Raw genomic sequence first — 13,987 nt, 5'->3', positions numbered from 1 at the left:
AACACCTTTTTCAACGAAAATAGCCGGAATGTGACTGTTTGGTTAGGTTGCGAACAGCGTGGCCGAATATTCGGCAATTATTGGTTATTAATCGGTTTTCGGTGGTGAAATGTGAGGCAAAAAAAACAGGCCCCTGAGGAGCCTGTTTGAAATTGTTGTGATTATTTGTAGGCGGACTGGTGAACGCCAACCGCGCGTCCTGATGGATCGTTCATCGCCTTGAAAGATTCATCCCATTCAATGGCTTTCGCGGAGGAACAGGCCACTGACGGACCGCCAGGAACACACTCGGCAGCGCTTGGAACCGGGAACAGCTCTTCAAAGATCTCACGGTACAGATACGCTTCTTTCGAGCCCGGGGTGTTGTACGGGAAGCGGAAGCTCGCAGTTTCCAGTTGCTGGTCAGAAATCTGTTTTGCCGCCACCTCTTTCAGGGTGTCGATCCAGCTGTAGCCAACACCATCAGAGAACTGCTCTTTCTGACGCCATGCCACGCTTGCCGGCAGGTAGGATTCAAAACATTCACGCAGGATATGTTTTTCCATTTTGCCGTTGCCGCACATCTTGTCCTGCGGGTTGATGCGCATCGCGACGTCGAGGAATTTCTTATCCAGGAACGGCACGCGCGCTTCAACGCCCCAGGCCGACATCGCTTTGTTAGCACGTGCACAGTCAAACATATGCAGCGCCTGCAGCTTGCGCACGGTCTCTTCGTGCAGCTCTTTGGCGTTCGGCGCCTTGTGGAAGTACAGGTAGCCGCCAAACACTTCGTCAGAGCCTTCACCGGAGAGCACCATCTTGATGCCCATCGCTTTGATCTTACGCGACATCAGATACATCGGCGTGGAGGCGCGAATGGTGGTCACGTCATAGGTCTCAATGTGATAGATCACATCGCGGATCGCATCCAGACCTTCCTGCACGGTGAAGTGAATTTCATGGTGCACGGTGCCGAGGTGGTTCGCCACTTCCTGCGCGGCTTTCAGATCTGGTGCACCTTCCAGGCCCACGGCAAAGGAGTGCAGCTGCGGCCACCAGGCCTCGGAACGCTCCTGATCTTCCACGCGGCGGGCCGCGAATTTCTTGGTGATCGCGGAGATCACGGAGGAGTCCAGGCCGCCGGAGAGCAGTACGCCGTACGGGACGTCTGACATCAGGTGGCTTTTCACGGAATCTTCCAGCGCCTGACGCAGCTCGGCTTTATCCGTCACGTTGTCTTTAACCGCGTCATAATCGAACCAGTCGCGCTGATAGTACGGACGGATTTCACCGTCTTTACTCCACAGATAGCTGCCTGCCGGGAACTCTTTAATGGTGCGGCAGACCGGAACCAGGGCTTTCATTTCGGACGCGACATAGAAGTTGCCGTGTTCATCGTGGCCCATGTACAGCGGGATAATGCCGATGTGGTCGCGGCCAATCAGGTAGGCGTCTTTTTCGCTGTCGTACAGGACGAAGGCAAACATGCCCTGCAGATCGTCGAGAAACTCCGGACCTTTTTCCTGATACAGCGCCAGGATCACTTCACAGTCAGAACCGGTCTGGAAGGCGTAGCGGTCGCCGTACTCGGCGCGCAGCGCCTGATGGTTATAGATTTCACCGTTAACAGCCAGCGCGTGCGTTTTTTTCTCGTTATACAGCGGCTGTGCACCGGCGTTGACGTCAACAATAGACAGACGTTCGTGAGCCAGAATCGCTTTGTCGCTGGCGTAAACGCCTGACCAGTCCGGGCCGCGATGGCGCATCAGGCGGGACAATTCGAGTGCCTTTTTACGCAGTTCGCCCGCATCAGTTTTAATATCCAGTACGCCAAAAATTGAACACATAACCTTCTCCGTTAACCCTGTTGCATTGTGATGTTGCTTGCTTATGAAAATGCCGCAAAAGGGGGAGGGGGCGCAAGCGTTTTACGGGTGAAAACGTAAAAAGTGCAATGGTAATTGCTGAATCTTAAAAAAAGAGTATGGCTATAGCGATTTTATTGAGGTTTATTCAGTGAAAGGCGGATTTTGTTAGATGATGTAACGTTTTCAGGCGGCGGAAATGAAAAACCACGCCCTGAGGCGTGGTTCGGTATCAAATAACGTCGATTTCGTCGACGGAGGGGTATATCCAGCTTGGGCGGAACGGCATCGTATCAATGTCATCAAGCTGAGAGACGCCAGACAGCACCAGAATGGTTTCAAGCCCCGCCTGGAAACCGGCCAGAATATCCGTACGCAGATTATCGCCGACAATGACGGTTTCTTCTGAGTGCGCCTGCATCGTATTCAGTGCGGCGCGGATGATCCACGGGCTCGGTTTACCGACAACAAACGGCTTGCGGCCAGAGATTTTTTCGATACCGGCGCAGAGCGCGCCGCAGGCCGGATAGAAACCACGGCCGTGCGTATCCGGGTTGGTGGCGATAAAACGCGCGCCGCTGGCGACAAAGTAGGCTGCTTTATGCATCATCTCCCAGTTAAAGGAGCGCGTTTCACCGACGATCACAAAGTCCGGGTTCACATCGGTAATGGTAAAGCCTGCTTTATACAGCTCATGGATCAGCGCGCCTTCACCGACAACGTAAGCTTTTTTCCCTTCCTGACGCTTCAGAAAATCCGCCGTTGCCATTGCCGAGGTATAAAACACGCTGTCCGGCACGTCGACGCCTGCGGTGGCAAAGCGGTTCGCCAGATCCTGACCGGTCTGAGAAGGGTAGTTCGTGAGTAGAACCAGTGGCATTCCTTTGTCGATGATGCGGTGAAGAAATTCCGCAGCACCTGGCACGGCAACGTTGTCGTGCATCAGCACGCCGTCGATATCACAAATTACATTCTTAATGGTCATGGACATTCCGACATCAAAAAAAGAAGGCGTTACTATAAGGTCCGATCAACTTTCCAGCAAATGCTGGAGCAGAATTCCGTTGAGCATGGCGCGTTTGACCAGCGCGAACGCGCCAATCGCCGAGCGATGGTCAAGCTTTGAACGAACCACCGGAAGATTCTGGCGGAATGCTTTCAGCGCCTGGGTGTTAATACAACCTTCAATGGCGGGGAGCAGCACCTTTTCCGCTTCAACAATCTCTCCGGCGATCACCACTTTCTGCGGATTAAACAGGTTAATGGCGATGGCGATGGTTTTACCCAGATGGCGACCTACCTGCTCTATCACCTCGCAGGCCAGCGCGTCGCCTTTATTGGCGGCTTTGCAGATGGTGGCTATCTTGCAATCGTCCAGCGTGACGCGGCTTTGATAACCCTGTTCAAGCAGATGGCGAACGCGCTGTTCAATGGCCGTGTTGGCGGCGATGGTTTCAAGGCAGCCGAAGTTTCCGCAGTGGCAGCGTTCGCCGAGCGGTTCAACCTGAATGTGGCCAATCTCGCCGACGTTACCGTTTCGACCAATGAAAATACGGCCATTGGAGATTATGCCTGCGCCCGTACCGCGGTGTACGCGCACCAGAATAGAGTCTTCACAGTCCTGGCTCGCACCAAAGTAGTGCTCAGCCAGTGCTAAAGATCGAATATCGTGGCCGACAAAACAGGTCACCTTAAAGCGTTTCTCCAGCGCGTCGACCAGCGCCCAGTTCTCAACCTGAATATGCGGCATGTAACGAATAACGCCGCTTTCCGGGTCGACCAGGCCCGGCAGAATGACGGAGATGGCGATGAGTTCGCGAATTTTACGCTGACAGCTTTCAATAAAGTGCGCGATGGTATTCAGCAGCGCGTGTTCCAGCGTCTCCTGGGTGCGCTCTGGCAGCGGGTAGTGCTCTTCGGCAATGGCTTTGCTGCTCAGATCGTACAGCGTGAGCGTGGTGTCATGACGACCAAGCCGGACGCCAATGGCCTGAAAATTACGGGTTTCGGTAATAATGGAGATGGCGCGGCGGCCCCCGGTGGAGGCCTGCTGATCGACTTCTTTGATCAAACCGCGCTCAATGAGCTGGCGGGTAATTTTTGTCACGCTGGCGGGAGCAAGCTGGCTTTGTTCGGCTATCTGGATCCGCGAGATTGGACCGTGTTGGTCAATCAGACGATATACCGCCGCACTGTTAAGTTGTTTAACGAGATCGACATTACCGATTTGAGCTTGTCCGCCTGGTGTCATACTTTTACTTACTCAGTGACGACCTCGTTACCATTAACGATGGTCTTAATAATTTTATAATCGTGTGTGAATGCCGTCAGGTTTGCAACCATACCTGGTGCAATTCCGCCAAGCTGTTTATCCACGCCCATCGCGCGAGCAGGATAAAGGGTGGCCATACGCAGGACTTCATCAAGTGCAATCCCACAATGCTCAACCAGGTTACGCACCCCTTCAATCATGGTCAAAGAGGAGCCACTCAGCGTACCGTTTTCATCCACACACAGTCCGTTGCGGTAGTATATTGTTTTACCGGCAAAAATGAACTGCTCAATATTTGCACCTGCTGGCGCGGTAGCATCGGTGACCAGGCAGAGCTTGTCACCTTTCAGCCGCTTGGCGTTGCGAATATTGGTGTAATCAACGTGCATGCCATCAGCGATAATGCCGCAGTAGACGTCTGGTTCGTCGAAAATCGCCCCGACCAGACCCGGTTCACGGCCGGTAATATACGGCATGGCGTTGTAAAGGTGCGTGGCAAAGGTAATGCCCGCGCGGAAGCCCGCTTTGGCTTCTTTCAGCGTGGCGTTTGAATGGCCTGCTGAAACGACAATCCCGGCGGCAGCCAGTTTGCTGATGACCTCCGTACCGGTCATTTCAGGCGCCAGCGTGACTTTGGTGATGACATCAGCGTTGGCACACATGTAGTCGACCAGTTCGGCGTCCGGTTTGCGAACGTAGTCCGGGTTATGCGTCCCTTTCTTAACTATGTTCAGCCACGGTCCTTCCAGGTGCAGGCCCAGCGCCTGATTCGGATATTTCGCCAGGTATTCGCGCATCACGCGGATACCCTGTTTCATCAGGTCATCACTGCTGGTGATGAGCGTTGGCAGATAGCTGGTGCAGCCTGATTTCTCGTTAGCTTTCTGCATGATTTCCAGCGTTTCAACCGTCACCGCCTCGGCGGTATCATTGAACTGCACACCGCCGCAGCCGTTCAGCTGTACGTCGATGAAACCGGGGGAGATCGTTGCTCCATTGAGTGAGCGCTGTTCAATCTCCGGCGGCAGTTCTGCCAGCGGACAAACACGTTCAATCAGGCCATTGGCGATAACAATCGCATGGTCATCCAGAATTTCATGGCCGGTATAAATCCGACCGTGGGTTAAAGCGTACATAACGACCCCCGGTTAAAAAAGCGGCCGCCTCTTGATGAAGAGGCGGTTATTCAATTACAGACCTTTGATGTTCTCAGCTTCTAACTCATTGAAGTATTTCAACGTTTTCACCTTCAGCTCCATCGTGGACGGCTCGTCGCAGACGATAACTGATTTCGGATGCAGCTGCAGGCAGCTGATAGTCCACATGTGGTTAACGTTGCCTTCAACGGCAGCCTGGAGCGCCTGCGCTTTCACGCCGCCCAGCACCAGAATCATCACTTCTTCGGCATCCAGCAGGGTGCCTACGCCAACGGTCAGGGCGTATTTTGGAACCTGGTTCACGTCACCGTCAAAGAAGCGGGAGTTTGCCACGCGGGTGTCATGGGTCAGCGTTTTAATACGGGTACGGGAAGCCAGAGAAGAGGCTGGTTCGTTGAACGCGATATGACCATCGTTGCCCACGCCACCCATGAACAGGTGGATTTTACCGTAAGAACGGATTTTTTCTTCGTACTGACGGCATTCTGCGTCAATATCCGGCGCATTTCCATTCAGCAGATTAATATTTTCAGCTGGGATATCAACGTGATCAAAGAAATTGCGGTGCATGAAGCTATGGTAGCTTTCTGGATGCTCTTTTGGCAGGCCAACATATTCGTCCATGTTGAAGGTCACAACATGTTTAAAGCTAACCTGGCCCGCTTTGTGCATTTCAACCAGCGCTTTGTACGCGGTCAGTGGAGTACCACCGGTTGGAAGGCCAAGAACGAAGGGACGATCGGCAGTAGGCTTGAAGGCATTAATACGGTTAACGATATGGCGAGCGGCCCATTTACCGACTTGTTCAGCAGTTGCCAGGGGAATCAGTCTCATTGTTCACCTCAAAGTTTAAGTAGAAGAGTGGGCGGATGGGTATCGGAACCTGATGCTTAAGCGTAACCTGGAACCTTTCAGGCCGGATCAATCCGTCTCGATTTTTTGAATGATAAAATAAGTTTTGACTGTTAGCCAGTGAAAGGGAGGGGTGATTACGATATTTGGTGACAAAAATCACAAAAAATGGGTGTTTAATTTGCGATACGAATTAATTTTTCACACACTCACAATGCCAGTGAATCATCAACTGTATTAATAGTTAGTGACACAATAAAAAACACAGCAGAGAACGTGCCTGAAACGGGGTCTCATAGGGGGAAGAAAGTGAGTATTCTAGGTTATTTACAGAAGGTTGGCCGTGCGCTTATGGTGCCGGTCGCCACGCTGCCGGCGGCAGCGATATTAATGGGTGTCGGTTACTGGATTGACCCGGTAGGCTGGGGTGGAGACAACGCATTAGCGGCGTTCTTCATTAAATCTGGTTCCGCTATCATCGACAACATGTCCGTGCTGTTTGCCATTGGTGTGGCTTACGGTATGTCCAAAGATAAAGACGGTGCTGCGGCGCTGACCGGTTTCGTGGGCTTCCTGGTGCTGACCACGCTCTGTTCTCCGGCTGCGGTTTCCATGATCCAGAAGATCCCGGCGGACCAGGTTCCAGCCGCGTTCGGTAAGATCAGCAACCAGTTCGTGGGTATCCTCGTCGGTATTATCTCTGCGGAACTGTACAACCGCTTCAGCAGCGTTGAGCTGCCAAAGGCGCTGTCGTTCTTCAGCGGTCGCCGTCTGGTGCCCATCCTGACCTCTTTCGTGATGATTTTCGTTGCGTTCATCCTGATGTACATCTGGCCGGTTATCTTCGACGGTCTGGTGAACTTCGGTGAACACATCCAGAAACTGGGTTCCGTCGGTGCGGGCGTGTACGCGTTCTTCAACCGTCTGCTGATCCCGGTTGGTCTGCACCACGCGCTGAACTCCGTGTTCTGGTTCGACGTTGCCGGTATTAACGATATTCCTAACTTCCTGGGTGGCGCACAGTCCATCGAAGCCGGTAAAGCGGTGGTAGGTATCACCGGTCGTTATCAGGCGGGCTTCTTCCCAATCATGATGTTCGGCCTGCCGGGTGCAGCGCTGGCTATCTATCATTGCGCGCGCCCTGAAAACAAAGCGAAAGTGCTGGGTATCATGATGGCAGGTGCGTTCGCTGCCTTCTTCACCGGTATCACAGAGCCGCTGGAATTCTCCTTCATGTTCGTTGCGCCGGTTCTGTATGTGATCCACGCTGTGCTGACCGGTATCTCCGTGTTCATCGCTGCAAGCATGCAGTGGATTGCCGGTTTCGGCTTCAGCGCCGGTCTGGTGGATATGGTGCTGTCGTCCCGTAACCCGCTGGCGACCCACTGGTGGATGCTGATCCCACAAGGTCTGGTGTTCTTCGTTATCTACTACGTGGTGTTCCGCTTCACTATCACCAAATTCAACCTGATGACCCCAGGTCGCGAGCTGGCTGTGGCCGGTAGCGAAGCGGATGGTCAGGATGTGAACGTGAGCGGTGCTCAGGAGCAGGACGTTTCTGGCCTGGCGCGTCAGTACATCGCCGCTGTGGGCGGTTCTGACAACCTGACCGGTATTGACGCCTGTATCACTCGTCTGCGTCTGAACGTGAAAGACTCTTCTCTGGTGAACGAAGCGCTGGCAAAACGTCTGGGAGCTTCTGGCGTTATCCGCCTGAACAAAACCAGCGTGCAGATCATCGTCGGCTTCGTGGCTGAGAAAATTGCTAACGCCATGAAAACCACCGGTCCGGTAGCCGCTGCAGAAGCTTCTGCCGCACCTGCCGCTGCGCCAGCGGCTGCAAAACCGCAGGCGGTGCCAAACGCGGTGACCATCGCTGCGCTGGTTTCTCCCGTCACCGGTGACGTGGTTGCGCTTGAGCAGGTGCCTGACGAAGCGTTCGCCAGCAAAGCGGTCGGTGACGGCGTGGCGGTGAAACCAACGGACAAAACCGTTGTATCTCCTGCGGCCGGTACCATCGTGAAAATCTTCAACACTAACCACGCGTTCTGCCTCGAAACCGAAAAAGGCGCGGAGATCGTTGTCCATATGGGTATCGATACCGTTGCGCTGAACGGTCAGGGCTTTACTCGCCTGGTGGAAGAGGGTGCCGAAGTGGTGGCCGGTCAGCCGATTCTGGAAATGGATCTGGACTTCCTGAACGCCAACGCGCGTTCGATGATTAGCCCGGTTGTGTGCAGCAACATCGACGACTTTAGCGGTCTGGTACTCCAGGCAAAAGGTCAGGTGGTTGCGGGTCAGACACCACTGTATGAGATTAAAGGCAAGTAATCGCTCCTGAGTAGAGTCATGCCTTAAGCGGCGGGGGATATCCTCCGCCGCTTTTTTTTGCAGCAAACGCCCCCATTATTTTCATCTGATACGTATTTTCCGTAACTAAGGGTTGTCACTACGTCCTGCTTATAAGATCATACGCCGTTATACGTTGTTTACGCTTTGAGGAATCCACGATGAGTGAGGCAGAAGCCCGCCCGAGTAACTTTATTCGTCAGATCATCGATGAAGATCTGGCCAGTGGTAAGCACACCACAGTCCATACGCGTTTCCCGCCGGAGCCGAACGGTTACCTGCACATTGGTCACGCGAAATCGATCTGCCTGAACTTTGGTATTGCGCAAGACTACCAGGGCCAGTGCAACCTGCGTTTCGATGACACCAACCCAGTAAAAGAAGACATCGAATACGTTGAGTCCATTAAAAACGACGTGCAATGGCTGGGCTTCAACTGGTCTGGCGATATCTGCTACTCATCTGACTATTTTGATCAGCTGTATGCCTATGCGGTGGAACTGATCAACAAAGGCCTGGCGTATGTCGACGAGCTGTCTGCCGATGAGATCCGCGAATACCGCGGTACGCTGACCGCGCCGGGCAAAAACAGCCCGTTCCGCGATCGCAGCGTGGAAGAGAACCTGGCGCTGTTTGAAAAAATGCGTGCTGGTGGCTTCGAAGAAGGCAAAGCGTGCCTGCGTGCCAAAATCGACATGGCATCGCCGTTCATCGTGATGCGCGATCCGGTGCTGTACCGCATTAAGTTCGCAGAACACCACCAGACCGGCAACAAGTGGTGCATCTACCCGATGTACGACTTCACCCACTGCATCAGCGATGCGCTGGAAGGCATTACGCACTCCCTGTGTACGCTGGAGTTCCAGGACAACCGTCGTCTGTACGACTGGGTGCTGGATAACATCACCATTCCTGTGCATCCGCGCCAGTACGAGTTCTCTCGTCTGAATCTGGAATACACCGTGATGTCCAAGCGTAAGCTGAACCTGCTGGTGACCGACAAGCACGTTGAAGGCTGGGACGACCCGCGTATGCCAACCATCTCTGGTCTGCGCCGTCGTGGTTACACTGCCGCCTCTATTCGTGAGTTCTGCAAACGCATCGGCGTGACCAAGCAGGACAACACCATCGAAATGGCGTCTCTGGAATCCTGCATTCGTGAAGACCTCAACGAAAACGCCCCGCGTGCAATGGCGGTTATCGATCCGGTTAAGCTGGTTATCGAAAACTACCCGCAGGGTGGAAGTGAACTGGTCTCCATGCCTAACCATCCGAACAAACCGGAAATGGGAAGCCGTGACGTGCCGTTCAGCGGTGAAATCTGGATCGACCGTGCTGACTTCCGCGAAGAGGCCAACAAGCAGTACAAGCGTCTGGTGCTGGGTAAAGAAGTGCGTCTGCGTAACGCCTACGTCATCAAAGCCGAGCGCGTAGAGAAAGATGCAGAAGGGAATATCACCACCATCTTCTGCTCTTATGATGCTGAAACGCTGAGCAAAGATCCGGCGGATGGCCGCAAGGTGAAAGGCGTTATCCACTGGGTGAGCGCTTCCCACGCGCTGCCGGTTGAAATTCGTCTGTACGATCGTCTGTTCAGCGTGCCTAACCCGGGCGCAGCGGAAGACTTCCTGGCAACCATCAACCCGGAATCGCTGGTAATCAAACAGGGTTATGCGGAGCCATCGCTTAAAGCGGCTGAAGCGGGCAAAGCGTTCCAGTTCGAGCGTGAAGGTTACTTCTGCCTGGACAGCCGTTACAGCACCGCTGAAAAACCGGTATTTAACCGCACCGTAGGCCTGCGTGATACCTGGACGAAGATCGGCGAATAATATTGCTGCTCTGGTCAATGAGAAACAAACGCCGCTTATTGCGGCGTTTTTTTATTGAATGATCATATCGTTATAGCGGAGCTAAAATAGGTCTGGCTGAAATTTCAGGTCAATGCGGTGCTACTTATTTTTCAAAAAAAAGTTTGTATATTTTCACCAGTCCGGAATAAGTAGAAATTAGCGAAATTTAACGGTTTTATCCTCCAGAAATTAACGCCTTGCCCCGCCAAACCTCGCCTCGCGCTAAATGTTACAAACCACTACCAATTATGTGCACTTCGTCATAATCCTGACTTTTGCCCACTGAAAAGCATTGATAATTCGCGTCGCGAAAAATAACCTAAAGACGGTAGTTAATTCGAGGGTATTTATAACTACCCCTGACCATTTGGTCTTTTCTGTTTTTCGCCGTTTAAGGCGTTTTAATTCGTCAAAGAGGAATAATCTATGCGTACGTTCAGTGGCAAACGTAGTGCGCTGGCGCTGGCTATCGCCGGTGTGACAGCAATGTCGGGCCTGGTGGTTGTGCCAGAGGCGAAAGCAGCAGGTTTCATCGAAGATTCTACCCTTACGGGCGGTATTTATTACTGGCAGCGTGAGCGTGACCGTAAAGACGTCACTGAAGATAAATACAAAACTAACCTCTCTCATTCTACCTGGAACGCCAACCTGGACTTCCAGTCAGGCTATGCCGCCGATATGTTCGGTCTGGATATTGCCGCATTTACCGCGATTGAAATGGCTGAAAACGGCGATAGCGGTCACCCGAACGAAATTGCGTTCTCCTCCAGCAATAAAGCCTACGATGAAGACTGGTCCGGGGATAAAAGTGGTATCAGCCTTTATAAGGCCGCAGCGAAATTTAAATACGGCCCGGTCTGGGCGCGTGGGGGCTATATTCAGCCAACTGGCCAGACGCTGTTAGCGCCGCACTGGAGCTTTATGCCGGGCACTTACCAGGGTGCAGAAGCAGGGGCTAACTTTGACTATGGTGATGCGGGTGCGTTGAGCTTCTCCTATATGTGGACCAACGAGTACAAAGCGCCGTGGCACATTGAGATGGATAAGTTCTACCAGAACGATAAGAAAACCAAAGTCGAATACCTCCACTCGCTGGGCGCGAAGTACGACTTTAAAAACGATTTGGTTCTGGAAGCCGCATTTGGCCAGGCCGAAGGCTATATCGATCAGTATTTTGCTAAAGCCAGCTACAAATTTGATATCGCCGGTAGCCCGCTGAGCACCAGCTATCAGTTCTACGGTACGCGCGATAAAGTCAGCGATGGCAGTGTAAATGACATTTATAACGGCACCGCGTGGCTGCAGGCGTTGACCTTCGGCTACAAGGTTGGCCAGGTTGATTTACGCCTGGAAGGCACATGGGTGAAGGCGGAAGGGCAGCAGGGCTACTTCCTGCAGCGTATGACCCCAACCTATGCCTCATCTAACGGCCGTCTTGATATCTGGTGGGATAACCGCTCTGACTTCAACGCCGACGGCGAAAAAGCGGTCTTCTTCGGCGCCATGTATGACCTGAAAAACTGGAACCTGCCGGGCTGGGCAGTGGGCGCTTCTTACGCTTACGCCTGGGACGCAAAACCTGCCGATATGGCTACGCCGGATGCGTACTACGATCCAAACTATCGCCTGAAAGAGTCCTCCTACAGCCTGGATGCTATCTACACCCTGCAGGATGGCCGCGCGAAAGGCACGATGTTCAAACTGCACTTCACGCAGTATGACAACCACTCCGATATCCCAAGCTACGCGGGCGGTTACGGCAACATCTTCCAGGATGAACGTGACGTGAAATTCATGGTTATCGCCCCATTCACTATCTTCTGATGAACGCACCGGCGGGGTGACTCCTGCCGGTATGGAGAGTGCACATGATGAAAAAAATCGTAATCGTCGCGCTGTTGGCATCAGGGCTGGTGGCGTGCACGCAGACTCAGGCGCCAAAAGAGGACTCCCGTCTGAAGGAGGCGTATAGCGCCTGTATTAATAGTGCGGAAGGATCGCCGGAGAAAATTGAAGCCTGTCAGAACGTGCTAAATGTGCTGAAGAAAGAGAAAGCGCATGAGCAGTTTGCAACGCAGGAGAATATTCGCGTGATGGATTACCAGGCCTGTATCCAGGCGCGTAAAACCGGTAACGATCAGGAAGTCGCAAAGCGTTGCGATAAGATCTGGAACGAGATACGCAATAACAATAAATAAGTTACTTTACGCCCGGTGGCGCTGCGCTACCGGGCTTTTTATTGCCCAAAAAAGGCAAAAAAAAGCCAACCTTTCGGCTGGCTCAGAGTATGAACGCTGACTTATTTTGCGTCGTGCGCGTGTTCATTCTCGCGGCAATCACCTTCAGCGCAGTGACCGTAAAGGTACAGGCTGTGGTTGGTCAGGCGGATGCCATGACGGGCTGCGATTTCACGCTGACGCGCTTCGATAGAATCATCGCTGAATTCAATGACCTTGCCGCAATCGAGGCAGATCAGGTGATCGTGGTGCTGCTGCTGGGTCAGTTCGAAAACAGATTTACCGCCTTCGAAATTATGACGGGTAACAATGCCCGCGTCATCAAACTGGTTCAGCACGCGATAAACGGTGGCCAGCCCAATCTCTTCACCCATGTCGATAAGACGTTTATAGAGGTCTTCCGCACTGACATGGTGATTGTCTGGACCCTGAAGCACTTCAAGGATTTTTAACCGAGGAAGCGTTACTTTCAGGCCAGCCTTCTTTAATGCGGTATTGTTGTCAGTCATGCGGAATCTGTCCTGTTGCTAAACGATTCACTTCTGGAGGAAGTGACAGAAAATGCACCTTGGATAATGCGTCTCATTATAGAACTGCCATGGCTAAATGAAAACTGCAAGTCTCAGGCAAAGTATGCTTATAAAAATGGGGTATCACCAACAAACTTGCTCAATGGAAACCACATTTTACCAGGGAGACATTGTACAGGTCTGGGCGAAAAAGTTAAAAGTTTGTAGCAATTAATTTAATCGGTTTTACCTGGAAATCAGGCGCAACCGGAGTTGCGCCGCAGGGAAATCAGGCGTTAAGGATGTCGTCCAGGTTCAGTTCTTCGCGAACCTGCTTCACCCATTTTTCAACACGCTCTGCGGTCAACTCTGGCTGACGGTCTTCATCGATGGCCAGGCCAACGAAGTGGTCATCATCTGCCAGACCTTTAGAGGCTTCAAAGTGGTAACCCGCCGTTGGCCAGTGACCGACAATTGCTGCACCGCGTGGCTCAATGATGTCGCGGATGGTGCCCAGCGCGTCACAGAAGTACTCGGCGTAGTCTTCCTGATCGCCACAACCGAACAGGGCAACCAGCTTGCCGTTGAAGTCCACCTCTTCCAGCGTCGGGAAGAAATCATCCCAGTCGCACTGGGCTTCACCGTAGTACCAGGTAGGAATACCCAGCAGCAGGATGTCATAGCCCTCGAGATCTTCTTTGCTGCTCTTGGCGATGTCATGCACATCAGCAACGTCTTTACCGAGCTGTTTCTGAATGTTTTTTGCGATATTTTCGGTATTGCCGGTATCACTGCCGAAGAAAATGCCGATGATTGCCATGAGTAAAATAACCTCTTGAAACTTAATGGTATGGTGGCGCAAATTGTCCACGGATAAGGGCAATAATAGCAGAACAGGCAACCCTGCGGAAACAGCT

The 13,987-nt window shown here is 52.7% G+C and carries 11 protein-coding genes; 4 read left to right on the top strand and 7 right to left on the bottom strand.

Translation table 11 applies throughout. The features are described from left to right. Positions 1-161: 161 nt before the first annotated feature. The 5 genes from asnB to nagB form a co-directional block, all read right to left on the bottom strand. Positions 162-1,826: an asparagine synthase B gene (gene asnB, locus D5066_RS03750; RefSeq protein ID WP_119915097.1), complete on the bottom strand. Its 1,665-nt coding sequence runs from the start codon at positions 1,824-1,826 to the stop codon at positions 162-164. 250 nt (positions 1,827-2,076) lie between these two features. Beyond that, entirely contained in the window at positions 2,077-2,829 is a 753-nt protein-coding gene (gene nagD / locus D5066_RS03745) for a ribonucleotide monophosphatase NagD (protein WP_061098871.1), read from the bottom strand. Between the two features lie 45 nt (positions 2,830-2,874). Beyond that, positions 2,875-4,095, bottom strand: coding sequence for a DNA-binding transcriptional regulator NagC (nagC, locus tag D5066_RS03740; RefSeq protein ID WP_080327892.1), 1,221 nt, complete (start codon positions 4,093-4,095; stop codon positions 2,875-2,877). Positions 4,096-4,103: 8 nt separating this feature from the next. Beyond that, entirely contained in the window at positions 4,104-5,252 is a 1,149-nt protein-coding gene (gene nagA / locus D5066_RS03735; RefSeq protein ID WP_119915096.1) for an N-acetylglucosamine-6-phosphate deacetylase, read from the bottom strand. A gap of 54 nt (positions 5,253-5,306) precedes the next feature. Further along, complete coding sequence (nagB, locus tag D5066_RS03730) at positions 5,307-6,107, bottom strand: glucosamine-6-phosphate deaminase (protein WP_028012356.1); 801 nt, start codon at positions 6,105-6,107, stop codon at positions 5,307-5,309. Between the two features lie 327 nt (positions 6,108-6,434). Here nagB and nagE point away from each other — a divergent pair, with 327 nt between their 5' ends. The 4 genes from nagE (at position 6,435) to chiQ (ending at position 12,522) form a co-directional block, all read left to right on the top strand. After that, on the top strand, positions 6,435-8,456 hold the full coding sequence (gene nagE / locus D5066_RS03725; protein WP_119915095.1) for an N-acetylglucosamine-specific PTS transporter subunit IIBC: 2,022 nt from the start codon (positions 6,435-6,437) through the stop codon (positions 8,454-8,456). A 179-nt stretch (positions 8,457-8,635) separates the two neighbouring features. Continuing rightward, positions 8,636-10,303, top strand: a complete 1,668-nt coding sequence (glnS, locus tag D5066_RS03720) for a glutamine--tRNA ligase (protein WP_041910779.1) — start codon at positions 8,636-8,638, stop codon at positions 10,301-10,303. A gap of 447 nt (positions 10,304-10,750) precedes the next feature. Continuing rightward, positions 10,751-12,148 (top strand): chitoporin ChiP, encoded by a 1,398-nt coding sequence (gene chiP / locus D5066_RS03715; RefSeq protein WP_080327887.1) that lies wholly within the window; start codon positions 10,751-10,753, stop codon positions 12,146-12,148. Between the two features lie 47 nt (positions 12,149-12,195). Then, positions 12,196-12,522 (top strand): ChiQ/YbfN family lipoprotein, encoded by a 327-nt coding sequence (gene chiQ / locus D5066_RS03710; RefSeq protein WP_080328169.1) that lies wholly within the window; start codon positions 12,196-12,198, stop codon positions 12,520-12,522. Positions 12,523-12,623: 101 nt separating this feature from the next. Here chiQ and fur read toward each other — a convergent pair whose 3' ends face one another. Both fur and fldA read right to left on the bottom strand, forming a co-directional pair. Beyond that, entirely contained in the window at positions 12,624-13,070 is a 447-nt protein-coding gene (gene fur / locus D5066_RS03705) for a ferric iron uptake transcriptional regulator (RefSeq protein ID WP_008501066.1), read from the bottom strand. 289 nt (positions 13,071-13,359) lie between these two features. Continuing rightward, the gene (gene fldA / locus D5066_RS03700; protein WP_003858653.1) at positions 13,360-13,890 is read right to left on the bottom strand and encodes a flavodoxin FldA; all 531 of its coding nucleotides are present in this window, start codon (positions 13,888-13,890) and stop codon (positions 13,360-13,362) included. Between the last annotated feature and the right edge of the window lie 97 nt (positions 13,891-13,987).

Origin of the sequence: Enterobacter chuandaensis, from assembly GCF_003594915.1 — a bacterium.
Classification (GTDB): Bacteria; Pseudomonadota; Gammaproteobacteria; order Enterobacterales; family Enterobacteriaceae; genus Enterobacter; species Enterobacter chuandaensis.
This window is presented reverse-complemented; position numbering and strand designations above follow the sequence as displayed.